This window comes from Streptococcus sp. KR (assembly GCF_002238115.1).
In the GTDB taxonomy this organism is placed as follows: domain Bacteria; phylum Bacillota; class Bacilli; order Lactobacillales; family Streptococcaceae; genus Streptococcus.
The window spans coordinates 24560-48826 of the sequence record NZ_NGVM01000020.1; the positions used below are offsets into that span (position 1 = coordinate 24560).

Consider the following 24267-nt stretch of genomic DNA (forward strand, 5'->3'; position numbering starts at 1 on the left):
AAATCTGTAGGTCTTATTTTCCAGTGAAATATTTAACCGCTGACGCGAACAGATGCTGGTCTTTATTGCCTGGGATATTTTGGAAAAGACCTTCCTCATAACGTTCTGAGTGGCCCATCTTACCGATGATTTGACCATTCTTGCTGGTAATTCCTTCGATGGCATGGACAGAACCATTCGGATTGTACTTAGAGTCCATACTTGGTTTGCCTTCGAAGTCCACGTATTGGCTAAAGATTTGACCATTGTCACGGAGCTCCGCAAATTCCTCAGCCGTCACGACAAACTTCCCTTCACCGTGCGAAACAGGAATAGCGTGGATATCGCCCACTTGCACTCCAGCAAGCCATGGTGAGTTAGTATTGGCAATGCGAGTTTCTACCATCTTGGCCACGTGTTGGTTGGCATCATTGTAGAAGAGGGTTGGGCTAGTACTATTGGCGCCCTCGAAGTTTCCGTATGGAAGAAGACCTGATTTGACCAAGGCCTGGAATCCATTACAGATACCAATAATCAATCCACCACGGGCGATAAAGCTATCAATAGCTGCACGCACTTTTTCATTGAGCAGGATGTTGACGATAAACTTAGCTGAACCATCTGGTTCATCCGCAGCCGAGAATCCACCGGCAAAAAAGAGAATGTTAGCCTTGCCGATGTTGTCAACCATGGTTTCAACTGACTTGACAATGGCTTCTTCATTCAGGGTTACAAATGGCACCAAGTTAACCTCTGCACCTTCTTTTTCAAAGGCCTTAGCTGAGTCATATTCTGAGTTGGTTCCTGGGAAGACTGGGATGTAAACAACTGGTTTTTCAATAGTTTCTTTGGCTTTAATGACTGTCTCAGAAGCGATAGCTGGAACTTCTTCCAGCTCTTTCGCTTGGACAAATTCTGTCGGGTAAACTTCTTCTAGTTTCCCTTGGAAGGCACTGTCAAGCTTGTATCCATCTAGCTTCACACCGTTGACAGTCAGTGTAAAGTCTGCGTTCGTTTGACCGATCTTCTCTACTCCAGCGATTTCTTCAGGAGAGGTGAAGACAAATCCGCCCAATTGAGCTGTCAAAGCTGTCTCGAGTTCAGGCAAGGTCACCTCTGCACCGATATGATTTCCAAAGGTAGCAAGAGCCAAACTTTCAACCACACCGCCGTATTTGACAGCCGATGCAGATGTTACTTTGTGAGCCTTTTGAAGGGCTTCAAACTGAGCAAAGTTAGACTTAATCAAGTCAAAATCAATCTCTGCTGAGAGGGCTTGTCCTGGGATGTAGTAGATGTTTTCCCCAGCAGTTTTGAACTCAGGAGAAAGCACCTTACGGCTATCTGCCGTCGTTACCCCAAAGGCAACCAAGGTTGGCGGTACGGTCAATTCTTCAAAAGTACCAGACATGGAGTCCTTACCACCGATAGATGGTAGACCAAGCTGAATCTGAGCTTCGATAGAGCCTAAGAGAGCAGCTACTGGCTGACCAAAACGCTCAGCTTGTTTGTCCATGCGCTCGAAGTACTCTTGGTAAGAGAAACGAGCCTTAGACCAGTTGGCGCCCGTAGCAACCAAACGAGCAGTTGCTTCGATCACAGCATAGGCAGCACCGTGGTATGGAGACCATTCAGCTACATATGGGTTGAATCCTTGAGCCATAACAGACGCAGTATGAGTCACACCGTGTTGAACTGGTAATTTCTGCACAGAAGCCTCGGTTGGTGTAAGTTGGTAGCGACCACCAAGTGGGTGATTAACCGTAGAACGTCCAACAGAGCAGTCAAAGATAGTCTGTAATCCTTTTTGACTCGCATGATTCAAATCAGATAGAACCGCAAGGGTATCAGCTTCAAGTGTATCAGAGTTTGTTGTGCGCTCTTCTGGGAGCTTGACATCCTTGTCCACAACCTTAGCATTGACGACCACGCGCACACCGTTTGTATCAAGGAAACGACGCTCCAAGTCCACGATTGTCTCACCATTCCAGTGCATGACAAGATTTGGTTTTTCAGTTACTGTCGCAACAACAACAGCATCAATATTCTCTTTGTTACATTCGGAAACGAAGGCATCCACATCTTCAGGACGAACCACCACAGCCATCCGTTCTTGTGATTCAGAGATGGCAATTTCGGTACCATTCAAGCCTTGGTATTTAAGAGGAACCTTGTTGAGGTCGATTTCAAGACCGTCTGCCAATTCACCGATAGCCACACAGACACCACCAGCACCAAAGTCATTAGATTTCTTGATAAGACGAGTGACATCACCATTACGGAAAAGGCGTTGAATCTTGCGTTCTTCTATAGCATTCCCTTTTTGAACCTCAGCACCAGCAGTCTCAACTGACTCAACTGTTTGAACCTTAGAAGAACCTGTCGCACCACCGACACCATCACGTCCAGTCTTACCTCCAAGGAGAATAATCACATCTCCCGCTTCCGGTTTTTCACGGACGACATTGCCCTTAGGAGCCGCTCCGACAACAGCACCTAGCTCCATGCGTTTAGCCACAAAGCCTGGGTGGAAATACTCACGAACGTAGGTCGTTGCAAGCCCAATCTGGTTACCATATGAAGAATAACCATGAGCCGCTGTTTTAGAAATGACTTGTTGTGGCAGTTTACCAGCACGAGTTTCTGAAATCGGTGTGGTAATATCTCCAGCACCCGAGATACGCATGGCTTGGTAGACATATGAGCGACCTGACAATGGGTCACGAATGGCTCCACCAATACAGGTAGCAGCCCCACCAAATGGCTCAATCTCTGTTGGGTGGTTGTGGGTTTCGTTCTTGAACATGAGGAGCCATGGCTCTTTCACACCATCAACATCCACTTCAATTTCGACTGAGCAAGCATTGATTTCGTCTGACACTTCCATATCATCCAAACGTCCATTAGCACGCTCATAACGACCGAAAATAGTCGCCATATCCATCAAGGTTTGTGGTTTTTCAGAACGCCCCAACTCATCGCGCATAGCGATATATTTGTCATAGGTTGACTGCAATTGTTTTTGGAATTTAGAAGCTGAGAAATCAATATGTTTCAACTCTGTCTCAAACGTCGTGTGACGGCAGTGGTCAGACCAGTAAGTGTCCAAAACCTTGAGTTCTGTTTCCGTCGGCACGCGCCCGATTGACTTGAAATAGTCCTGGATAAAGAGCAAATCATCCACTTCCATGGCCATCCCTTGCTCAGCCTTGTAGCGGGCAAAGTCTTCTGCTGTATAGCTTTCAAAGAAAGTCAATTTCGGAATGGTCTTGTCTGACTCTGAAAATTCCTGCTTAGCAATCGCTGTCGTGATATCCTTGAAACGAGAATCAACTGGATTGAGCAAATAGTTTTTGACTGCTTCTAACTCAGTCGCATCAATATCTTTATTGACCAAGTAAAGTTGGGCTGTATTAACTGTCACATCACTCGAACTTCCCAGCAAAAGCAAGGCTTCCTGTGAAGATGCTGCACGCTGGTCAAACTGCCCTGGTAGGCTTTCAATGGCAAAGAAAACATAGTTGGCAAGATCCGCCTGCACAGCCGCTTCGTCCAAAACATGGTCTGTCACCTGCTCAGAGAAAATATGTTTCTCTGCAGGCGCAAACAGGTCCTCTGCCAAGTCAAATACATCATAAACTTGCACGATGCGAATACTTTTCAAGCTTGAAAGTCCCAAGTTGTGCTGGAGTTCTCTAACCAAACTCTCTGACTTGACCTGAAAATCAGCCTTTTTTTCAACAAAAATACGTTTATCCATCAATTCTTATTCCTTTATTTCAGCTCTTACAATGTTCCTAAACAACCTTGAGGCTGTTATTTCAATTCCTGCAACTTTTCCCAAACAATCTCGTAAACGTCTGTTAGCTCTCCTAATCCCCTACGGAGTGAAAAGGTCTGGGGGACCTTTTCAGCCTGAGTCCTTTTAGTTGAGAGACGAAGGTTTTCCGTTGCAAACAGATTATTTCAAACCTTGCAGCTTCTCCCAAACAACTTCATAAACATCGGTTAATTCACCTAGTCCCCTACGGAAAACATCCTTATCCATGTGGTTGCCATCCGCATCCCACAAACGGCAGTTATCTGGTGAAAATTCATCTGCCAAGATAATCTTGCCATCCTTGTCAAAACCGAACTCTAGCTTAAAGTCAATCAACTTAAGCCCAATCTCAGCAAACCAGGCTTTCAAGAGTTCATTGATTCGACGGGTTTCTTCCTTCAAGTAGGCGATTTGCTGGTCATCCGCAATCTGTAGGAATTTCACATGCTCGTCATTGATAAATGGATCATCCAAATCATCATTTTTATAGTAAAATTCGACAATCGGAGTCTCAAATGCGATACCTTCGTCTACGCCAAAACGTTTTGAAAAGGAACCAGCCGTGTAGTTGCGAAGCACAACCTCGAGAGGAATAATCTCAACCTTTTTATTGAGTTGTTCTGTATCTGAAAGTTTCTCCACAAAGTGAGTCGCCACACCAGCCGCATTTAATTTCTCAAAAATAAAAGATGAAATCTGATTATTCAATACTCCCTTGCCCGCAATCTGCTCCTTCTTTACACCATTGAAAGCAGTCGCCTGGTCCTTGTAAGTTGAAATAATAAGATTTTCATCCTCAGTTGTATAGATATCTTTAGCTTTTCCCGAATAGATCAATTGTTTTGACATTTTAAAGTTCGCCTTTCGTATTACTTGAGCACATTCTACCATAAAAAACCTAAAATTACAAGAATTTAACCGAATAAATAATGTAGTAATATCAAAAATCATAAAGAAAAAACTGCAAGAAGGATCTTTCTCACAGTTTAAAAATCATTTAACTCTAAAAACACGAACATTACTCTTTGTTCAAAAATTGATCCAAATAATAACGTAGGTAACTTTTCTTGCCCGTAATCATCTGCAGGCGACCTTCCACCCCGTACCGAAGTTTTTCAGCCTGCTCCGAAGTTAGATTAGTCTCCGCCTCGATTTTAAAGAAATTCCCTTTTTCAGTCTTAGTAGCTGTCGCATCGATGCTGGTAATAGTAGAATCTAGGAAAAGTTGATTCTTGGCATCATGAGTCGTCGTATAGCGAACAGAGTCCCCAATCTTGACTCTAGCAACATCTTTTGAACTTAGATAAGCTGTTAGTTTGGCTTTGCCTTCTCTTTCCAAAGATGGATAGAGTTGGGCTAGTAGAGCCCCCTCTGCTACCATGGTAGAATCACTGGTCTCAGGATTAAGATGAAGCACCCCATCCTCACTCGCCGTAATTTTCCCTTTGTCTAAAAGATTTCCCTGTACCTTCTTACCTGACTCCACCTCCAAGATTTTCTGGTCTAGAAGGGTCAATTCCTGACCAACCTTAGCCAAATGTTGGGATTTAAGGGACTCTAATTGATTGCTTAAGCCTGACGCATAGGCTTGCTGGGTACCTGAACCTGCATACTGGACGCGGTAAGTCGCAAGACTAGATTCTAACTGATAAAGCTGCGCTTCAACCTGCGCAACTGCCTGAGCTTTAGCTTGCGGATTTTCCTCACCCTGAGACTTGTAGGACTGGTAGAGAGAGTAGGCTAGATTCTGATTGGCCAAGGAAGCGCCTGTTTCAATAGCTGACTTAGCTGTCTGGTAATCGCGAATTTTAGCCTCTGTTTGGCTGATGAGGTTTCCGATTTCAGCTTGGGTTTGGCTAGCTGCTGCATTCTGGGACGCGATGGTCTCGTTTTGTTGCGATGTACTAGCCCTAAGACTGCCTGCTTGGTTGAGGTAGTCGCGAAAGGTGGCTTGGTAGCCAAACTTATCCTCCTCTGGAAAGTGGTTCTCCCCTTCTTGCAGGCTCTTTTGCAAATACTCCAATTGCTTTTTTTGATCCTTGAGCATGTCCAACTGACTAGCATATGCCTCTACTTGGACACCCTCTGCCCCTTCCTGGTATTGAACCAAAAGATCCCCCTTCTTGACCAGCTTATTTTCTTCCAAATGATTGATAAGAATACGATTGTTACTAGTTGACTGGATATTTGCAAGGATACGACTAGGCTCTACAGTAGCTCTAGTAGACAAACTCATCTCCTTCTCTGCCAAAGTTGCAAAGCCAAGCAAAAACACGAGCAGAAGGAACATGGGCACAATCACCCGACTGGAAAAATTATGGTAACGACGATTATAAAACTCCGCACTTTCTAAAAATTCTGGTTTCATCCTCTCCTCTTTCTAGCTATTCACCAAATGGGCGTAAAAGCCACCCTGTGCAAGCAAATCAGCATGATTTCCTTCTTCAACAATCTTGCCCTGATCCAAAACAACCACCTTCTCTGTCCGCTCAGCAATGGTCAAGCGGTGGGCGATGAAAATCAAGGTCTTATCTAAAGCCATGAGATTATCTACAATTCGCTTCTCTGTCAAAATATCCAAACTGCTGGTCGCCTCATCCAAAATCAAGACAGGCGCATCTGTCAAGAGCGCACGCGCCAGAGCGATTCTCTGACGTTGACCACCTGAAATTCCTGCCCCATCCGAAGTCAATTCTGTCTGGTAATTCAGGGGCATACGCTCGATATCCTCCCGAATCTCTGCCAATTCGACCGCCCGTAAGATATCTTCCTGTGTCGTCCCCTCCTTGGCTCCCAAAAGAAGATTCTCCAAAATCGTTCCGTTAAAGACATAGGGCTGTTGAGGCAGATAGTTGATATACTGGCGCAGGGCTTTTTTATCAATCTGATTGAGATTGACACCACCCAGACTAATCTCTCCTTGACTTGGGTCGTAAAAATTAACCATCATCTTAGCTAAGGTCGTCTTACCTGACCCCGAAATCCCCACAAAAGCCACCTTAGAGCCTTTGGGAATAGTCAAATTGATATCTGACAAGACATCTCGACCATAGCCATACTTGTAATGAACCTGCTTGAAGGTCATATCTCCCTTCATCAAGCTCAGATCCTCAACTGTTTTCTTCTCATCAAACTCAGAAGCTACCAGATAAACCTCATTTAGACGGTTATTGGCAACCTGCGCTGTCTGAAGCTTAGTTTGCAGGTTGATGATATTCTCCAAAGGATTAGTAAAGTAAACCAGCAAGGTATTATAGGTAATCAACTGCCCCAAACTCATCTTGCCATCCATGACCAGAACAGCCCCCATCCAGAGAATGCCGACATTGAGCAAGAGATGGGCAACCTTTTTCAGAGCCTTTTGCTGACTCTCTGCTCGACTATAGGTAAAGGATTTTTTCAGATAATCCACAAATTCCTTGTCAATCTTTTGGTAACGCTGACTTTCACTGGTCAAGGATTTGATAGTTTCAATACCATTGATGTCCTCAATGATAGAAGAAGACAGAACCGCATTGGCTTCCATGGTATCCCGATTCATCTTTTCAAACGGCTTCATAAAGGCAAAGATGATCACTGTATAGATAGGAAGTGCCAATAAGGTCATGAAAAAGAGATTGGTATTTTGTGAAAATAAAACAAGAGAAATAATGACAACCGTTGATACATCTAGGAAAATCGAAAGAATGGTCGAAGCCAGCGCATCAATGATACTGTTAGCATCCGTGAAACGAGACACGATTTCCCCTGTACGACGTGTCGCAAAGAAGGACATAGGCAGGTGAAAAACATGCTTGATATAGGACAAAATCACATCAATAGACAAGCGTTGCCCCAAAACAAGTAAGAGATACTCCTGAGCGTAAGACAAGATCTGCTGGAGAATATAGACGATAACCAGCCCAATAGAAATAATCCCAAGCGTCGAACGCATCTGATCTGGCACATAGGTATCAATGATAGACTGCAGATAATAAGAACCCACAATGTTAATCAAGGTTACCAAGAGTGTTGCCAAAACGATATTAGCAATCAAGCCACGCTGCTTCACTAATATAGGGATAAAAGAGAGCAGACCATTCTTTTGATCCTTATGAGGCTTGTAGTCTGGACTAGGTGCCATAAAAAGAGTCACTCCTGTCCATTCTTCCGCAAAACGCTCACGTGACAGTTTGGTCAATTTCACCCCAGGATCTGGATCGGCAATATGAATGCTATCCTTATCCTGCCCAGTCACCACATAGTAGTGGAGCAATTTTCCTTCCTTAAGCACATGGGCAACAAAAGGAAAAGTCAAATCTGGCAAGTCAAAGAGCGTCATATCCGCCTTAATGGCCCGCGTCTCAAAGCCAATCTCCTCTGCCACCTTGACCAAGCCCAAAGCCGTTGTCCCATCCATGGTTGTCTTGGCCAATTCTCGTAAGTGAGCCAAAGAATAGTAACTACCATAGTAGCCAAAAATCATGGCTAATGAAGCTACACCGCAATCCATCTGATCTACCTGCGGACGATAGTGACGTTTCCCAAATTTCATCTTCATCTCCTTTTTCCTAATACTCAATGAAAATCAAAGAGCAAACTAGGAAACTAGCCGCAGGCTGCTCAAAACACTGTTTTGAGGTTGTAGATAGGACTGACGAAGTCAGTCACATATATACGGCAAGGCAACGTTGACGTGGTTTGAATTTGATTTTCGAAGAGTATAAACTCATCTGATAATAACTATCTTACCCCAATCCCCAAACAAAAACTGGACTTCCTCCCCAAATGCGCCTATCTCCCTCCCAAATGCACTTTTTGGATAAAAAATAAGTAGAACAAACGTCCTACCTAAAATATATATTTATTTCTTTTTCTTCCTAATTCTTTTGTCAATCATATATACAACGATAATCGAAAACAGCGGTGGTACAATATAACTCTTTTCACTCATTGTCAGCTGAAATCCCAGGGTTGCTAGTATCTTAAAGATGAAAATATTCATCAAAAATAGAAAAACAAATACTAAAAAATATCCTACAACCTTCTTCATTTCTTTTCTTCAACTTTCCTAATTTCTATAACTATTTTATCAAAAATATATGTAAAACTCCAAATAAATACCTCAACTGCACTTTCTTGGCAAAAAAATAGGCAGAACAAGCGCCCTGCCTAAAATATATATTTATAAAGATTAAAATGTAGATAATTGTCAAATAGGATATTTATATACATTCTTAGCAACATGCAACTCCTCTTATCTTGCTTCTTGCTATTCTTTACGTTTGACGACTTCTACCACATCCCCTACACTTTGGAGTTGGTCAATTTCCTCATCGCTGATTTCGATATTAAATTCATCTTCCAGTGTCAAGATAAACTCCATCAAATCAACTGAGTCAGCATCCAAGTCGTCTTTCAGACTCAAGGATTCTGTCACGACAAAGTCTTCTCCCTGTCGCTCTTGGATAATGGTCACAATACGGTCAAAAATTTCTTTTTCTGTCATCTCTTTTATTCTCCTGAAAATTCACGCGCAGTCTTGACAACTACGTCTGTTTCTAACATGGTACGAATCTGGCGAATCGTACTATAAACAGCCTTGGCATCGCTTGAGCCATGAGTCTTGACAACCGGTGCCTTGACACCAAACAAGACTGCTCCACCAACATCTGAGTAGTTGAGCTGTTTTTTCAAACCTCTGAGGCTGTCCTTGAGAAGGAGGGCGCCTAGTTTCGCTCGGAGACCACCACCTGTAATAGCTGTCTTGAGCAAACCCATGATTCCCATAGCTGTTCCTTCAATGGATTTGAGCACAGCGTTTCCCGTGAAACCATCTGCCACAACAACATCCGCGACGCCATTCATCAAATCACGTGCTTCCACGTTTCCGATAAAGTTCAAACTTTCATCAGCCTCTAATAATTCATAGGTTTCCTTACGAAGTGGGTCGCCCTTACTACTCTCTGTTCCATTGTTGAGCAAGCCAACGCGTGGTTGCGCAATGCCACGAACATTTTTAGCATAGAAAGAACCGAGTACAGCGTATTGATGGAGGTGCTGGGCTGTATTTTCCGCATTGGCACCGAGGTCCAGCATGTCAAAACCTCTCCCATCTACAGTCGGCAATGTTGACATAAGCCCAGGGCGATCAATGTTCTTGATACGACCCACGATGAAAAATCCTGCTGCTAGTAAAGCACCTGTATTCCCAGCTGATAGTACAGCGTCTGCTTCGCCTTCTTTGACAGCCTTGGCCGCCAATACCATACTGGCATTCTTCTTCTTCCGAATAGCTCTCGTCGGTTCATCGTCTGAATCAATCTTCTCATCCGTATGGATAATGCTGACGCGCTCTGTGGCTTTCAGATATTGCTTGATTTTAGCTTCATCTCCGTAGAGTTGAACCTCGATATCTGAAAAGTCAGCTAGGGCTTGATTGACACCCTCAACGATGGCTTGAGGTGCGTAATCGCCCCCCATGGCATCTACTGCGATTTTTTTCATTTATTTTCCTCTTTTAGTAATTGTCCCCAGTCGGATAGGGAATCAATAAATTTCTTTGATTTTAGGTGAATCCCAACGTACTCTTCGTATAGTTGATCCATAAATTGGCGTAGCTCTTGCTTGATTTCAGGCTTAAGCGAAATGGTCTCCAAAGTCTCAAAATCAATGGCTTGAAACTGATTGAGCAAATAAGGGATATTGGGATTGAGATGGCAACGTCTCTCATCCTCATGATAATGCTCTGGGCAGAGGCAGGCTCCATATTTGAAAGAAAAGTCAAAAGCCTGACCGATCCGATGACAAAAGACACACTCATTAAAATTGAGGCTGATTCCAAATCTGGTCAAGATTTGAATTTCAAAAATATTAGTCAAAACCTGATAATCCAAGCCTGCTTCCATCAACTCCAAAGTCTTTTGCAAAAAAGCAAACAAGGGAGCATCCTGCTGATTGTCCTGCAGACTAGCATCTGCAAGAGCTGCCACATAGGTCGCATAGGCCATGACAAAGAGGTCGCTATTAATCTTTGGAAAGGTCATCACCTCATGATAGTCCTCGATGTAACTAAGCCCATCATCATTAATTCGCAAGAGAAATCGTGCCAGCACTAAGGGCTGAATAACCGGAGCCAGCTTAGACTGACCAGCGTGTTTGACAAAAAACATCCGCTTACCAGCTTGCTCTGTAAAAATCTTAACGAGCTTGTCATCCTCCCGAAAATTGCGATTGTAGAGCACCAAGCCTTGACTCGTGATAGACTGAATCATGCTTCTCTCATGTACTCCTCAAGTCGTTTCATGGCTTCTTTGATAGTCTCCATACTAGCTGCATAAGATAGGCGAACATAGCCTTCCCCGTAACGTCCAAAGGCGGCACCAGGGATAAAGGCAACGGCCTTCTTCTGTGCAAAATCCTTGAGAAAGGCAAAGGAGTCTTGACTGTAGCCCGCTGGAATCTTAGCAAAGATATAAAAGGCACCGTCTGGTTTGGTAATCTCAAAACCAAGAGCAGTCATCTTTTCGATAATATAGTCCCGACGCTGGATGTATTCCTTCTTCATCGACTCCGCATCGTTTTTACCAGCCGTCAAGGCTTCTACCGCAGCATGTTGAGCCATGGTATTTGCGGCAGTCACCAAGTACTGGTGACTCTTGATTAACTGGGCTGTGAAGGCCGCAGGAGCGAAAATCAGACCCAAACGCCAACCTGTCATAGCATGCGATTTCGACAAACCATTGATAATAATAGCCTGATCTCTCAACATAGTTCCTAGAGACACATGGGCTTCACCTGTGTAGGTCAATTCTGAGTAAACCTCATCACAAACAACGAAAATCTCATACTTGCGTAAAACAGCTGCCAAGGCTTCCAACTGCTCCCGACTATAGGTAATTCCTGTCGGGTTGGCTGGATAGTTGAGAATAACTGCTTTGAGCTTGTCTCCTTGCTCCAAAATGGCCTTTTCCAACATCTCAGGAGTCAAGACAAAACCATTTTCAGTCGTATCAATCTCGACAATCTCTGCCCCAACTAGATTGACAATCGGTTCATAGCCTGGATAGGCAGGGGCTGGTAAGAGCACCTTGTCGCCCTCTTCCAAAATAGCCGTCAAAGTAGCAGATAAAGCCTCTGTTGCCCCAATTGTAACCAAGATTTCATTTTCAGGAGCATAGTCCAGTTGGTACTTTTCCTTAACAAAATCACTAGCCGCCTGACGTAGAGTCAGCAGACCACTCATCCCTGTATAGTAGGATTGGTTCTGATCAATCGCTCGCTTGGCCGCCTCCTTGACATGATCTGGCGTTGTAAAATCAGGTTCCCCCAAAGTCAAACGCAAGACCCCAGGAATCTCCGAAATAGCCTGGTCAAATTGACGAATCAACGAAACTTGAATCTTATCTAACTGTTTATTAAAGCGCTTAGTTAAGTCCATAGATACCTCCTACTTTCAAAACGTATCTCTATTATACTACAAAAGCCCCCCGACCGCAAAAATACATTAGAGAATAGCTTTCCACTTTCTATTTTACTTTTCCTGTTTACAGGTCTATAATGGTAACAGATTCTATTTGGAGGTTTTTATGTCATTTCTATCAAAAAATGGAGCAGGCACCTTGGCCTGCCTTCTCATTTCCATCCTATCTTGGTACTTAGGAGGATTCTTCCCTGTGATTGGCGCGCCTGTTTTTGCGATTTTCATAGGCATGCTTCTCCATCCCTTTCTCTCGCCCTACAAACAACTGGATGCTGGATTGACCTTTAGTTCCAAGAAATTGCTCCAGTATGCTGTTATCTTGCTTGGTTTCGGTCTCAATATCTCGCAAGTCTTCGCAGTTGGGCAATCTTCACTCCCTGTCATTCTGTCCACCATCTCAATAGCCTTGATTGTTGCCTATCTCTTCCAGCGCTTCTTTGCACTGGACACAAAACTGGCCACCTTGATTGGAGTAGGTTCTTCTATCTGTGGGGGTTCTGCCATTGCGGCGACAGCGCCTGTTATTCACGCCAAGGAAAAGGAAGTCGCCCAAGCCATCTCCGTTATCTTTTTCTTCAATGTCTTGGCTGCGCTCATCTTTCCAACCCTCGGCACCTGGCTTCATCTATCCAATGACGGCTTCGCCCTCTTTGCAGGAACTGCAGTCAATGATACTTCCTCTGTAACCGCCACAGCTAGCGCCTGGGATAGTCTCTACCAGACAAATACCCTCGAATCCGCAACCATTGTCAAACTCACACGTACTCTGGCTATCATCCCCATCACTCTCTTTCTCTCCTATTGGCAAAGTCGCGAGCAAAAAAATAAGCAAGGCCTACAACTGAAAAAAGTCTTCCCACTTTTTATCCTTTACTTTATCCTTGCATCTCTCCTAACTACTATCCTAACCTCTCTCGGTGTGTCCAGTAGTTTCTTTACCCCTCTCAAACAACTCTCCAAATTTTTCATTATCATGGCCATGAGTGCTATCGGTCTCAAAACTAATCTGGTCGCTATGGTCAAATCCAGCGGAAAATCCATTATTCTCGGAGCCATCTGCTGGATTGCCATCATCCTCACCAGTCTCGGTATGCAGACCCTTATTGGCATTTTCTAACACAAAAGGTAGCCCACCAGCTACCTTTTTCTTATGCTTCCTCAATCAAGCGTGTATGTTCTCTCTTAATACAACGATTCATCACGATATCATCACATCCACCAGCACGCAAGATTTCTTCCGCTTCTAGACTTTCAAGTCCTAGCTGTGCCCAAAAAATCTTAGCATCAGCCTTGAGAAAATCACGCGCCACATCAGGCAAAAACTCGCTGCGACGGTAAACATTAACAATGTCTACAGGAAAAGGAATCTCTGCTAGGCTAGCATAAGCCTTTTCACCCAAGATTTCTCCACCTGCAACCTTAGGATTGACTGGGATGATTTTATAACCCCGAGCCTGCATTTCCTTGGTCACTCGATTGCTGGTTGTTTCCTCACGGTCTGACAAACCTACCACAGCAAGGGTTTTACTCGCTGCGAGATACTGACGAATCACGCCATCACTTGGATTGATAAATTCTTGACTCATAGAAATCCTCCTTTTCATCAGTATAGCACATTTTGAAAAGGCTTGCAGATTTTGGCTACAAAAAAGCTCCTAGCAGTTCACTTCTGCTAGGAGTATGTTTTATTCTAAGCGAAAACTTAAATCTTTTTCTCAATACTGAAAAGTGGAGAAAGTGGGCGTTTTTCATGGATACGCACGATAGCATCCCCTAATAGGTGAGCGATTGAAATCTGCTCAATCTTATCAATCAAACGCTCTTCTGGGAGATAGATGGTATCCAAAACAACCAATTTCTTAATAGCTGAATTTTGGATATTGTCCATAGCAGGACCAGAAAGAACTGGGTGCGTACAGCTTGCATAGACTTCAACAGCACCAGCTTCCGCAAGGGCATCTGCCGCATGACAAATCGTTCCAGCTGTATCAATCATATCATCAATCAAGATACAAGTCTTGCCTTCGACCTTACCGATGATGTTCATGACTTCACTAGTATTCATCTTATCAACGCTACGACGTTTATCAATGATAGCGATAGATGTTTTCAAAAATTCTGCCAACTTACGGGCACGAGTCACCCCTCCATGGTCTGGGCTGACAACCACATAGTCAGAACCAACCATGCCACGACGCTCAAAATAATCCGCAATCAGAGGAGCCCCCATCAAGTGATCCACAGGAATATCAAAGAATCCTTGAATCTGCGCAGCATGCAAGTCGATTGTCAATAAACGATCCACTCCAGCTACTTCAAGCATATTTGCAACAAGTTTTGAAGTGATTGGCTCACGCGCTCTCGCCTTTCTATCCTGACGTGCATACCCATAGTAAGGCATGACAACATTGACAGATTCTGCACTCGCACGCTTCAAAGCATCCACCATAATCAAAATTTCAAGCAGATTGTCATTTACAGGCGAACTAGTTGATTGTAAGATAAAGACGTGTTTCCCACGGATTGATTCTTCAATGTTGACCTGAATCTCTCCATCTGAAAATTGGCGAACACTTGATTTCCCCAACTCTATCCCAATCTCCTGCGCCACACGTTTTGCCAATTCTTGATTAGAAGAAAGGGCAAACAGCTTTAAATCAGAAAAAGACATGATTTCCTCCGGTATATATGTATCGCTTGTGCTTTTCACAAGATTTTTCCATTTACCATTGTAGCGCTTTTTGCACTATTTTTCAATCAAAAATAAAAGAAGGGCACCATATTTGTACCCTTGCATCATTCTTTTAAAAAATATTCTAGTTCATCAACTCATTGTGTTTCTCAACAAAACGATAAGCCTGATAAAAACCATAGAGAGTAATAGCCGTAACCACTGGAATCGCTAAAGGCAACTCTGTCTCCAATTCAACAAAAGGAGAATTAAACAAGAAGTGAGTTCCCAAGGCTAAACCTAGGAAAATAAGCCCCTGTTTCTTGCCAACCTTCTGCCCTTTATAGGCTCTGTAAAGCAAGTAAACACCTACTACAGCCAGACCTGAAAAAGTCCAGTGAGAGGCAATTCCTGAGATGATACGCTCTAAAATTCTCGAAATAGTAAAGTCAAATCCCTCTGGCAAATCCGTACGAATATAGCCAATATCCTCAATCATTTGAAATCCCAAACCAGAAGCAATCCCTAGTAAAAACAAAGATTTTAATTTTCGCACAGGAATCAAAGCTAAAACAAAGACAAGTGGCAACAATTTCAAGGGTTCTTCTACCAAAGGAGCCACAATCGCACTTTCAAAGGCATTTAAAAATGCACTATCTGGGAAAAGAACCTCCAATAAATCATGGATATAGGTATTAGCAAAGCTAGACAGCCAGCCTGAAAGGAACATCCCTCCCAATAAAGACAAGATCAAGGCATTCTTTGGCAATTCCCATTTTTTCCCAATGCGGAAAAGGAAATAAAGAGCTGGAATCATGTAAAAGAGAGCTAGAAAGATAGAAACTCCCATTAGTCCATATTCCGCACCTGACATCGAACCATCCGTATAGTAGATGGTTTCATATTGTAAACCAATACATAGCAATAAGATAAAAATAAATAAAATGCTGTTTTTCTTCATACACTTTCTTTCTAAATGAAGTATTTATAATTCTACGACTGTCATCCTTCCTGTATCCACATCGTAAACCGCACCTGAAATAACAACATCGTCTGGTATTAGGTGAGACTCGATAAGAAGTTGCATGTCCTCGCGTACACTCTCCTCTATATCTTGGAAGGGCAAGAAATCCTGATCTGACACATCGACACCTAGTTCCTCTTTTAAATACTCCTGAAAAGGACCATTTTCAAAGGTCTGTGCACCACAGTCTGTATGATGGAGCACCACAATTTCCCTTGTCCCCATTTGTTGCTGGGAAATCACAAGCGAGCGAATCATATCATCTGTCACTCGCCCTCCAGCATTCCGCAAAATATGAGCATCTCCCAGAGCCAACCCAAGAGCTGGCGCAACGTGTAAACGCGAGTCCATACAGGTTACGATTGCAACCTTGGTCTTTGGTTTGATTGATAAATGAAGATCTCCATGCAGTTCTACATAGGCTTGATTGGCTTTTAAAAAATTTTCAAAATAGGACATGACAACTCACTTTCTAGTCTATCAGATAATTTGAACACCAAATTATTTATATCCTATCTTACCATCTTTTCTTTGTCTTGTCAGTTGTCAACCTTCATATAAAAAAACTGGGACAGAGACATCCAGCTTCTAGCTTGGGCTTCTGTCCTAGTTTTATTTTTATGAACCTTTTTGGATATACTTATTGAGCGATCCTGCAAAGCTCTGAAGATTGAGACTTTGTACGTAGACCTCACCAGTTCCTCGGAAGGTATTCACCACTCCTTCGCCTGTACCAATAGACTGCCAGAAGCTATTTTCTAAGTGGATATTATAGTCCAAAGATTGACTCCAAGCCACCACATGGGCATTGTCAATGGTTATTTCTTGGTTTTGTAGCTCAATTTTCTTAATAGATCCAAAAGCATTAGCCAAAAGAGTTCCCTGACCTTGGGTTGTCATTACAAAGAGACCGCCTTGCCCTCCGAACAGAGCTTTCCCAATAGACTGGCGCTCCATTGTATAGAAAGCTGTACCATCAAGAGCTAAAAAGGCCCCATCATTCAATCGGTACTGCTTTTCGCCTAGCTCAAGAGCAATCACTTGACCAGGAGTATCTGGTGCTAAAGCAAGGTTTCCGTTGTCGGACTCTGCAACAGCTTGAGTGATAAAGGTACTTTCACCAGAAACCATTGAACGCCCTACAGCTTTGACAAAACGTCCCAAACCAGAACCGCTTGCATTGAGCTGGGTATTGAGACTTACATTAGGTGTATGGTAGACCATGCTACCGCGCTGAATAAAGACCGTTTCTCCCTGATTGAGCGACAACTCTACCAAAGGAAACTGCATGTGACTATCCATAGAAAATTTCATCAGAAATTCCTCCTTACTTTTAATAAATGTTAGCAATAAAATAATTAGTAATCTAAACCTGAGTAAAACGATTAGGAGAATACTTTTTTCAAGACTTCCTGAATAGTCGTCACCCCAATCACCTGAATTTCCTTAGGTGACTTTATACCTGTTAGGGAATTTTTTGGTACATAGATTTTTGTAAATCCAAGCTTAGCGGCTTCATTGATCCGTTGTTCGATACGATTTACGCGCCGAATCTCTCCCGTCAAGCCCAACTCTCCTACAAAACATTCCTGGGGATTGGTTGGCTTGTCCTTGTAGCTAGAAGCAATAGCAACTGCAACAGCCAGGTCAATAGCAGGTTCATCTAATTTGACACCACCAGCTGATTTAAGATAGGCGTCCTGATTTTGTAAGAGAAGTCCTGCACGCTTTTCCAAAACAGCCATAATCAGACTAGCACGATTAAAATCAAGTCCTGTCGTTGTACGCTTGGCATTTCCAAACATGGTCGGTGTTACCAAGGCCTGAACCTCCGCCAAAATCGGACGCGTCCCTTCCATGGTCACAACGATTGATGAACCAGTTGCTCCATCCAAACGCTCTTCTAGGAAAACTTGACTCGGATTGAGGACCTCAACCAAGCCACCTGACTGCATCTCAAAAATTCCAATCTCATTAGTGGAGCCAAAACGATTTTTGACCGCTCTCAAAATACGAAAGGTGTGATGACGCTCCCCTTCAAAGTAAAGCACCGTATCCACCATATGCTCCAACATACGAGGCCCAGCCAAGGTTCCTTCTTTGGTCACATGACCTACGATAAAGATGGCAATATTATTAGTTTTGGCCAGCTGCATAAGTTCAGCCGTCACCTCACGCACTTGAGAAACAGATCCCTGCACCCCTGAAATCTCAGGAGACATGATGGTCTGAATGGAGTCAATAATGAGGAAGTCTGGCTGGATGCGCTCCACCTCAGCTCGAACACTCTGCATATTGGTCTCGGCATATAGATAAAACTCGCTATCAATATCTCCCAAGCGCTCTGCTCGTAGCTTAATCTGCTGGGCAGACTCCTCCCCACTGACATAGAGAACAGTTCCCACTTGAGACAGCTGGGTTGAAACTTGTAGAAGAAGGGTTGATTTCCCAATTCCAGGATCCCCACCTATGAGGACGAGACTTCCTGGTACCACTCCGCCTCCAAGTACACGGTTGAATTCCTCCATCTCTGTCTTAGTTCGATTGACATTGATGGAAGTCACCTCAGCAAGTTTCATGGGCTTGGTTTTCTCACCTGTCAAGGACACACGCGCATTCTTGACCTCGGCAACCTCAACCTCTTCTACAAAAGAAGACCAAGACCCACAGTTGGGACAACGCCCCAGATATTTAGGGGAATTATAGCCACAATTTTGACATACAAATGTCACTTTTTTCTTTGCGATGATAAACCTCTTTCTATATCTCTACCTCACACTCAATCACTTGGCAAAAATCAATCTTCTCATTTGGCACAAACTGACGCATGAGCATGTTGTGAGTTACCACTATAACGGTCTGGTAAGCTCGATACTTAGCCATGCATTCTAGAAAACGAGACTTCATCTCTTTAGCTGTCTCATATTGAATAGGACTATTAGGAAGTAACTCCCCCTTATTTCCTAGAAACATAGTGCGAGCTTTTTCAAAATTATCTGTGCCACTTTCATAGACCTGCCATTCATGTAATAAAGGCTCCACTTTCAAAGGAAGTCCCGTAGCACAAACCACATAAGAAGCCGTTTCTAAAGCTCTTGTGACTGCAGAAGATATGATTATTTCAACTGAGGATAGTAAAGAATTGGTACTCAATTTCTGGGCTTGCTGCCGTCCCTTATCAGACAAGGGTGCCAAATCTATCCCAAATCCCGTATAAAAACGCTCCTCTAACTCACGGTAGTCTGGCTCCCCGTGGCGTACAAAGACAATCTTCATCCTAGTGCCCAGTCGATCCAAATCCACCAGTTCGAACACCATCAGCTGTATCTCCATCTGCGATTAAGAAAGGCGCAAAGACAGCCTGAACCACGCGTTCCCCAACTTCAAGAACAACCTCTTGATCTGTAATATTCTTCATCTGAGCAAAAATATGCCCTTCATTCCCAGGATTTCCATAATAATCCCCATCAATGACCCCAACTGAATTAATTAAAACCAAGCCCTTCTTACGAGGATTTGAAGAGCGATCATAGAGGTAGAGAACCTCAGTCGGCTGCATATAAGCCTTAACCCCTGTCGGAACCAAGACAATCTCTCCTGGCGCAATAACCGTACGCACAGCAACCTTTAAGTCGTAACCAGCCGCATGCGCTGTCTCACGCTTGGGCAATAAATTCTCATCTGTAAAACTCGAAACCAATTCAAAACCACGAATTTTCATAATCTTCTCTTTTCTATTATCATTTATTCTAGATTATTCTATCTTATTTATTCGGAAAAAGCACGAAAAAAAGAGCACACAATTCAAATCGCTTAGGGCTGCTGGATTCCTCCCCTGACCCGCTTCACGCAGAACTGTTGCTCCACTATTTATTATATCACATTCCTATTCATTTTAAAAGCAAAATTATTTTTTCCGTCTATTTCTAAAAAAGTCCTGCATAATAGCTGCGCATTCATCTTCCAAAATTCCCGTTTCAACCTCCACACGATGATTGAGACGCTCATCTGTCAAGATATCGTACAAACTCCCAGCAGCGCCAAATTTCTGGTTTTTAGCCCCATAGACCACGTTTGGAATACGGGCAAGTCCAATCGCCCCACTACACATAACACAAGGCTCAATGGTCACAAAAAGCGTGCAATCCAGCAAGCGCCAGCTCTCCTCACTCAGATTCGCGTTCTCTATGGCCATAATTTCCGCATGCATAACCGCTCGCTGCAACTCCTCACGTGCATTATGCCCACGACCAATGATTTCTCCGTCCTTGACAATCACACAACCAATTGGAATTTCATCATGTTCAAGAGCAATCTCAGCCTCTCTCAAAGCCTCCCTCATAAAGACTTCTTTTTCTTCAACTGTATAATTCATCCGTTTCTCTTTTCCTACTTATCGATTTTTTTATTATATCATGAATCCCAAGACAAAAAAAGCCACCGAATGCGGTGACTTTATAGGGAGATTATTATGAAAAAGAAAAGTTTAGGATATTTGTTACAACAAGTTAGGAGGTCTTCTTGTAACTGTCTATAGTATACCCGACCTATCTTAAACAAATCTTAAAAATCTCTTAGGACCAAACACTTTCTAAAATATTTGTTTGTTCACGACCAGGACCTACTGAAAAAGTAGAAATACGAACGCCAACCAATTCACTCACACGACGAACATAGTTACGCGCATTCTCAGGAAGATCTTCCAAATTACGAACTCCGGTAATATCTTCTGACCAACCTGGCAACTCTTCATAGATAGGCTTGCAACGCTTCAATTGCTCAAGACTAGCTGGATAGTAGTCAATACGTTGACCATCAAGATCATAGGCCACACAGATTTTCACTGTATCCAAACCACTCAAAACATCGATAGAGTTCAATGAAAGGTTCGTAATACCAGAGACACGGCGGCTATGACGCATGACAACTGAGTCAAACCAACCCACACGACGTGGACGACCAGTTGTTGTACCATATTCATGACCCACTTCACGGATACGTTCTCCCACTTCATCAAACAACTCAGTTGGGAATGGACCGTCTCCTACACGACTAGTATAAGCCTTACATACACCTACAACCTTGTCAATCTTACTTGGACCAACACCTGAACCAATCGTAACACCACCAGCCACAGGGTTTGATGACGTAACAAATGGATAGGTCCCTTGGTCGATATCTAGCATAACACCTTGTGCACCTTCAAAAAGCACACGTTTACCGTTATCAAGTGCATCATTCAAAATAACAGATGTATCTGTCACATACTTCTTGATTTGTTGACCATATTCATAATATTCTTCAAAAATATCATCAAAAGCAATCGCTTTACTGTCATACAATTTTTCAAAAAGACGATTCTTTTCAGCAAGGTTACGTTCTAAACGCTCACGGAAAATATCTTTATCTAAAAGATCTGCAATACGAATCCCAACACGAGCAGCCTTGTCCATATAAGCTGGACCAATTCCCTTAATTGTAGTACCAATCTTATTGTCTCCCTTAGCTTCTTCTTGCAAGCGATCCAACTCGATATGATAAGGCAAAATAACATGCGCGCGATCAGAAATACGCAAGTTATCAGTTGTAACACCTTCCTCATGAAGATAGCTCAACTCTTTCACAAGAGATTTAGGATTTACAACCATACCATTCCCAATAACAGAGATTTTTTCAGGGAAGAAAATCCCAGATGGAATCAAGTGCAATTTAAACTTCTTCCCATCAATCACAATCGTGTGGCCTGCATTATCACCACCTTGGTAACGTGCAATCACTTCTGCATTCGCTGAAAGGAAGTCTGTAATCTTCCCTTTACCTTCATCACCCCATTGGGTACCTACAACAACAACTGAAGTCATAATCTTGTCTGAGCCCTCAGGCTCTTCCTTTCTCACATACATGGCAGGACTCTCACCTGCAATTATATCTTACAATTTATTATAAGAAAAAATCGACTTTTTATCAAGAAGAAACAATAGAAAGATTTGCTATTTCCAACTATTAAAAAATGATTTAGAAATAATTCCGGCTATTTATCATTATTTTCCTACAAAAAGTTAAATTTGTTCGGAAATTAACTCATACTGTCTCAACAAGCAACAAAACCTTGTTTCATTATCAATTTTTCAAGATACAAACGATAAGCAACACGATAATGGTAAACAATAAAATCCCGATGATTCCCAATGCTATATCGGAAAAGATAATAAATCAAAAATTTAAAATGAACATGTTCCCAGTCAAAATGATCTCCGAAGAACGTACCATACTCTTCTTCAATATTTCTATAAAAATCCGTCATCTGCTCATAAATCTTTTGTAACATAAGCCTATACCCCTTTACTTTTTATAAGCTTATTCTAACAAAAAATTTTACACATTCACTATCAATTCCTGAATTGCTTAAAAACCAACCTCAACAAGAAAACAAATAGAAAAAGTTGACAGAATAGGAACAAATTTACTACCTAAATTAGACTATTATAGACCTTATTAACTGTGTTAAATACTAAAAGAGACTGAGGTAAAAATCTTAAATTGAGAAAAACGCATAGCATCAGATTGTACTGACCCCAAAAAGTTAGACAATTAATTTATCTGAAGGATTTAGTTCTGTATTGCACAGGGCTAAGCCCTTTTAGTTTTACCTTAATTCGTTTATTGTTGTAGTAATCAATATAGTCTACAATGGCTTGTTCCAATTGCTAAGCGACTGAAATGACTTCTCATAACCATAAAACATCTCCGATTTCAGAATGCCAAAAAAGGACTCCATCATACCGTTGTCTTGGCTGTTACCTTTACGTGACATGGATGCTTGAATTCCCTTACTCTCTAGGAACCGATGGTAAGAATCGTGTTGGTATTGCCAACCTTGGTCACTATGGAGAATCGTATTCTCGTAGTGCTTCTCTGTGAAGGACTGTTCCAACATGGTTTTTACTTGTGCTAAGTTCGGTGAAGTTGAAAGATTATAGGCAATAATTTCGCTATTAAAGCCATCTAAAACTGGTGATAAGTAAAGCTTTTGAGTACTTGCTGGAATGGCAAATTCTGTCACATCTGTGTAGCACTTTTCCTTTATTTTAGAGCCTTCAAATTGACGTTGAATGAGATTATCTGCCTTCTTACCATGAGAAGAATATTTTCGTTTCTGTCGCATTTTAGCTTGTAAATTGAGTACTTTCATCAAGCGTTGAACTCTTTTCTGATTTACCAGATAACCACGATTTCTTAGTTCTAAATGAATCCGACGATAACCATAATTTCCTTAGTGTTTGATAAAAATAGATTGAATTTCAGCTTTAAGCTCTTGGTTCTTATCTGGTTTGTCTAGCTGTTTCAAGTGATAGTAGTAGGTCGAACGAGCTAGTTTAATGGCTTTTAGAAGAATATCTAACGAAAACTCAGTCATTAATTCTTGAACAATTTCTGTCTTTCTTCTTTCTCTTTTTTCTCCTTCAATCGGAGTTCTCTCAACTTTTTTAGGATGGCATTCTCCGCTCTCAGGTACTCATTTTCTGCTTGAAGACGTTCTAATTCTGTCCTCTCTTCAAGTCTCTTTTTTGGCTTACGTCCCATTTTAGGTACTCTCCCTCTTGTTTTCTCAACAATAGTATACCCGTTTTTCTTGTATTGTGCTAGCCAGTTAAGAAGTATCGTACGACTTGGGAGGCCGTATTCAAGAGAAACTCTATCTTTAGTCCAGCCTTCATGTAAGACTTTATGAATCATTTCTTGTTTTAAATCAGGAGAATAGTAACGATTTTTCCCTTTTTTGACGAACTCTATTCCGTAACGATCAATCAATTTAATCATGTATCTAAGATTAGAATTGTTTATCCCAAATTTATTTGAAAGCTTCTCTAGCTATATCCTTATTTTCTAAGTTCATAGATCTAAACTTTATCATCATATGTTAATTTCATAATAAAAACACCCCAAAAGTTAGATTTTTCAGACTGTTTTTAAAATCTTTCTCAAGGACAAATATAAAATCGTCAACACTTTGAAAACTTCAAAAAAGGATTTTCATCGCTCTAAACATCAAAAAAGAAAGGACAAAATTTGTCCTTTCTAGATATTACCTTTTCTTCAATCCACTACAGTTGACAGAGAGCCTATTTTTACGTTCACGAAAATAAAAAAAGAGGACTAAACCTCTCTTAATTAACTACTCCGCCAGTAGGACTCGAACCTACGACATCATGATTAACAGTCATGCGCTACTACCAACTGAGCTATGGCGGAATAAAGCTAAGCGACTTCCATATCTCACAGGGGGCAACCCCCAACTACTTCCGGCGTTC

Annotated in this window: 22 protein-coding genes, 1 tRNA gene, 1 other RNA gene and 2 pseudogenes; 2 read left to right on the forward strand and 24 right to left on the reverse strand. The window is 42.2% G+C overall.

The genetic code is table 11. The features are described from left to right. Positions 1-13: 13 nt before the first annotated feature. The 10 genes from CBI42_RS08980 to CBI42_RS09025 form a co-directional block, all read right to left on the reverse strand. Positions 14-3739 carry a phosphoribosylformylglycinamidine synthase gene (locus CBI42_RS08980; RefSeq protein WP_094753821.1) on the reverse strand — a complete coding sequence of 1242 codons (3726 nt, stop codon included), beginning with the start codon at positions 3737-3739 and terminating at the stop codon, positions 14-16. A gap of 56 nt (positions 3740-3795) precedes the next feature. After that, the gene (locus CBI42_RS13420) at positions 3796-3939 is read right to left on the reverse strand and encodes a phosphoribosylaminoimidazolesuccinocarboxamide synthase (protein WP_079211609.1); all 144 of its coding nucleotides are present in this window, start codon (positions 3937-3939) and stop codon (positions 3796-3798) included. A gap of 1 nt (position 3940) precedes the next feature. Next, positions 3941-4648 (reverse strand): phosphoribosylaminoimidazolesuccinocarboxamide synthase, encoded by a 708-nt coding sequence (gene purC / locus CBI42_RS08990; RefSeq protein WP_070528193.1) that lies wholly within the window; start codon positions 4646-4648, stop codon positions 3941-3943. 169 nt (positions 4649-4817) lie between these two features. Then, a complete protein-coding gene (comB, locus tag CBI42_RS08995; RefSeq protein WP_094753822.1) occupies positions 4818-6167 on the reverse strand; it encodes a competence pheromone export protein ComB in 1350 nt (449 codons plus the stop codon). A 12-nt stretch (positions 6168-6179) separates the two neighbouring features. Further along, the gene (comA, locus tag CBI42_RS09000; protein WP_094753823.1) at positions 6180-8333 is read right to left on the reverse strand and encodes a peptide cleavage/export ABC transporter ComA; all 2154 of its coding nucleotides are present in this window, start codon (positions 8331-8333) and stop codon (positions 6180-6182) included. A gap of 309 nt (positions 8334-8642) precedes the next feature. Further along, on the reverse strand, positions 8643-8831 hold the full coding sequence (locus tag CBI42_RS13290) for a hypothetical protein (protein ID WP_004269957.1): 189 nt from the start codon (positions 8829-8831) through the stop codon (positions 8643-8645). A 219-nt stretch (positions 8832-9050) separates the two neighbouring features. Beyond that, positions 9051-9287 carry an acyl carrier protein gene (locus tag CBI42_RS09010; protein ID WP_004269958.1) on the reverse strand — a complete coding sequence of 79 codons (237 nt, stop codon included), beginning with the start codon at positions 9285-9287 and terminating at the stop codon, positions 9051-9053. 5 nt (positions 9288-9292) lie between these two features. Continuing rightward, positions 9293-10285 (reverse strand): phosphate acyltransferase PlsX, encoded by a 993-nt coding sequence (gene plsX, locus CBI42_RS09015; RefSeq protein ID WP_094753824.1) that lies wholly within the window; start codon positions 10283-10285, stop codon positions 9293-9295. Further along, the gene (gene recO / locus CBI42_RS09020) at positions 10282-11052 is read right to left on the reverse strand and encodes a DNA repair protein RecO (RefSeq protein ID WP_049487896.1); all 771 of its coding nucleotides are present in this window, start codon (positions 11050-11052) and stop codon (positions 10282-10284) included. The genes plsX and recO overlap by 4 nt, the downstream gene beginning before the upstream one ends. Then, positions 11049-12218 carry a pyridoxal phosphate-dependent aminotransferase gene (locus CBI42_RS09025; RefSeq protein WP_004269960.1) on the reverse strand — a complete coding sequence of 390 codons (1170 nt, stop codon included), beginning with the start codon at positions 12216-12218 and terminating at the stop codon, positions 11049-11051. The genes recO and CBI42_RS09025 overlap by 4 nt, the downstream gene beginning before the upstream one ends. 148 nt (positions 12219-12366) lie before the next feature. Between CBI42_RS09025 and CBI42_RS09030 the strand changes: the two genes are divergently transcribed. Further along, complete coding sequence (locus CBI42_RS09030; protein WP_004269961.1) at positions 12367-13377, forward strand: YeiH family protein; 1011 nt, start codon at positions 12367-12369, stop codon at positions 13375-13377. Positions 13378-13408: 31 nt separating this feature from the next. Here CBI42_RS09030 and CBI42_RS09035 read toward each other — a convergent pair whose 3' ends face one another. The 13 genes and pseudogenes from CBI42_RS09035 to CBI42_RS09095 form a co-directional block, all read right to left on the reverse strand. Beyond that, positions 13409-13846 (reverse strand): CoA-binding protein, encoded by a 438-nt coding sequence (locus tag CBI42_RS09035; RefSeq protein WP_004269962.1) that lies wholly within the window; start codon positions 13844-13846, stop codon positions 13409-13411. A gap of 116 nt (positions 13847-13962) precedes the next feature. Beyond that, positions 13963-14931: a ribose-phosphate diphosphokinase gene (locus CBI42_RS09040; protein WP_000010168.1), complete on the reverse strand. Its 969-nt coding sequence runs from the start codon at positions 14929-14931 to the stop codon at positions 13963-13965. A 145-nt stretch (positions 14932-15076) separates the two neighbouring features. Then, a complete protein-coding gene (locus CBI42_RS09045) occupies positions 15077-15892 on the reverse strand; it encodes a PrsW family intramembrane metalloprotease (RefSeq protein WP_049544012.1) in 816 nt (271 codons plus the stop codon). A gap of 24 nt (positions 15893-15916) precedes the next feature. Beyond that, positions 15917-16414 (reverse strand): beta-class carbonic anhydrase, encoded by a 498-nt coding sequence (locus CBI42_RS09050; protein WP_070842477.1) that lies wholly within the window; start codon positions 16412-16414, stop codon positions 15917-15919. A 159-nt stretch (positions 16415-16573) separates the two neighbouring features. After that, on the reverse strand, positions 16574-17269 hold the full coding sequence (locus CBI42_RS09055; protein WP_094753825.1) for a TIGR00266 family protein: 696 nt from the start codon (positions 17267-17269) through the stop codon (positions 16574-16576). A gap of 71 nt (positions 17270-17340) precedes the next feature. Beyond that, a complete protein-coding gene (gene radA, locus CBI42_RS09060) occupies positions 17341-18702 on the reverse strand; it encodes a DNA repair protein RadA (RefSeq protein WP_256963689.1) in 1362 nt (453 codons plus the stop codon). Between the two features lie 13 nt (positions 18703-18715). Then, positions 18716-19273 carry a histidine phosphatase family protein gene (locus CBI42_RS09065; protein ID WP_094753827.1) on the reverse strand — a complete coding sequence of 186 codons (558 nt, stop codon included), beginning with the start codon at positions 19271-19273 and terminating at the stop codon, positions 18716-18718. Continuing rightward, positions 19233-19676, reverse strand: a complete 444-nt coding sequence (locus tag CBI42_RS09070) for a dUTP diphosphatase (RefSeq protein ID WP_084933670.1) — start codon at positions 19674-19676, stop codon at positions 19233-19235. The genes CBI42_RS09065 and CBI42_RS09070 overlap by 41 nt, the downstream gene beginning before the upstream one ends. Positions 19677-19732: 56 nt before the next feature. Beyond that, positions 19733-19830: signal recognition particle sRNA small type (gene ffs, locus CBI42_RS09075), an RNA gene on the reverse strand. A 32-nt stretch (positions 19831-19862) separates the two neighbouring features. After that, positions 19863-20330 (reverse strand): tRNA adenosine(34) deaminase TadA, encoded by a 468-nt coding sequence (tadA, locus tag CBI42_RS09080; RefSeq protein ID WP_001110112.1) that lies wholly within the window; start codon positions 20328-20330, stop codon positions 19863-19865. A gap of 199 nt (positions 20331-20529) precedes the next feature. Continuing rightward, positions 20530-21816: an adenylosuccinate synthase gene (locus CBI42_RS09085; RefSeq protein ID WP_001832534.1), complete on the reverse strand. Its 1287-nt coding sequence runs from the start codon at positions 21814-21816 to the stop codon at positions 20530-20532. Positions 21817-22046: 230 nt separating this feature from the next. Further along, positions 22047-22283 (reverse strand): sigma(X)-activator ComW, encoded by a 237-nt coding sequence (gene comW, locus CBI42_RS09090; RefSeq protein ID WP_094753828.1) that lies wholly within the window; start codon positions 22281-22283, stop codon positions 22047-22049. Positions 22284-22551: 268 nt separating this feature from the next. Continuing rightward, positions 22552-23856 (reverse strand): annotated as a pseudogene (locus tag CBI42_RS09095) (IS3 family transposase). A 53-nt stretch (positions 23857-23909) separates the two neighbouring features. Here CBI42_RS09095 and CBI42_RS09100 point away from each other — a divergent pair. Continuing rightward, a pseudogene (locus CBI42_RS09100) lies at positions 23910-24039 on the forward strand (ISL3 family transposase); the annotation flags it as partial. Positions 24040-24134: 95 nt separating this feature from the next. Here the strand turns inward: CBI42_RS09100 and CBI42_RS09105 are convergent. Then, positions 24135-24208: transfer RNA gene (locus tag CBI42_RS09105), tRNA-Asn, on the reverse strand. Between the last annotated feature and the right edge of the window lie 59 nt (positions 24209-24267).